The 1,500-nt window shown below is 65.5% G+C and carries 1 protein-coding gene; it reads left to right on the forward strand.

What is annotated here, in order from left to right; genetic code table 11:
- Window positions 1-204: 204 nt before the first annotated feature.
- Window positions 205-1,440, forward strand: coding sequence for an integrase core domain-containing protein (locus ACIA03_RS30235; protein ID WP_396989209.1), 1,236 nt, complete (start codon window positions 205-207; stop codon window positions 1,438-1,440).
- Window positions 1,441-1,500: the final 60 nt, after the last annotated feature.

Below are 1,500 nucleotides of genomic sequence, written 5' to 3' on the forward strand. Positions count from 1 at the left end.
TGTCATCTCCCAGGACATCGGTGACGGTTCTGCATCAGGACATCGGTGACACTTCCGTGGGGTTTGGTGGTGACACTTCGGTGAGTCCTTGCTCTATGTCGGGTGCGGGGTGGTTCGACTGCCTCGGTGTCGAAGAATGAGCCTGTTGATCCACGTGTCCGTCTCGCGATCGCTCAGTGGCCCGAGGATGCGCCGCGGGGTGCGGTGACCTCGTTCTGCGAGGAGCATCAGATCTCGCGCAAGACGTTCTACGCGATCCGTGCCCGGGTCCGTGCCGATGGTCCGGCTGCGGCTCTTGAGCCCCGCAGCCGGCGTCCGAGGACCAGCCCGACCAGGCTCGGTGACGAGGTCAAGCGACAGGCCCTCGGTGTCCGCGCTGCGCTGGAGTCCTCCGGCATGGACCACGGGCCGATCAGCGTGCACGACAAGATGCACACGATGGGCCTGGATCCGGTGCCATCGGTCGCTTCGCTGGCGAGGATCTTCAGGGCCGCTGGTGTGGCCCGGCTTGAGCCGAAGAAGAAGCCACGCTCGGCCTGGCGACGGTTCGTCTACCCGGCCCCGAATGCGTGCTGGCAGCTGGACGCGACCGAGTACGTCTTGGCCGGTGGCCGCACGTGTGTGATCTTCCAGCTCATCGATGATCACTCCCGCTACGCACTCGCATCCCATGTCGCATCAGGTGAGACCTCCGAGGCAGCCATCACGGTAGTGAACAAGGCCATCCGTGCCCACGGGGTACCCCAACGGCTGCTGACCGACAACGGCCGCGCGCTCAACCCCTCACGCCAGGGACACATCGGCCAACTCGTCGTGCACCTGTCCCGGCTCGGGGTCGAGGCGATCACCGGCAAGCCCTACAAGCCGACCACCCAGGGCAAGAACGAACGCTTCCACCAGACCCTGTTCCGCTACCTCGACAAACAACCACTGGCCGAAACACTCGCCGAACTCCAGGCCCAGGTCGACACCTTCGACCACATCTACAACACCCAGCGCCCCCACCAAGGACTGCCCGGCCGCGTCACACCCCAGGCCGCGTGGGAAGCGACCCCGAAAGCCGAGCCACCCCGGCCCAGGCCCGACCAGCCCCTCTACGACCTGCCCGTCCTGGGCCACCCCGTCCCCAAACACAACCACCGCTCCACACCGGCACCGCCAACAACACCAGCTCCCACGGACCTGCCCGCCGGTACCAGCGTGAAGAAACTGGCGAGCAACGGCGCCCTGAAACTGGGACGGGTCACCTACATGGTCGGCGGACAGTACGGCTTCCAACAGGTCCTGGTCATCACTGACGACGACAAGATCACCGTCGCCGACCTCGATGGCGAGATCCTCATCGAACACACCCGCGCCGCCCCAGGCATCACCTACGTCGGCAACGGCAGACCCCGGGGCCCACGCCCCACAACCCCCGAACCGTCACCCAAGTCCTGACACATCAACCGTCACCGATGTCCTGACGCAGAACTGTCACCGGAGTCCTGAGACATCACA

The sequence above is a fragment of the Nocardioides sp. NPDC051685 genome (genome assembly GCF_044453405.1).
In the GTDB taxonomy this organism is placed as follows: Bacteria; Actinomycetota; Actinomycetes; order Propionibacteriales; family Nocardioidaceae; genus Nocardioides.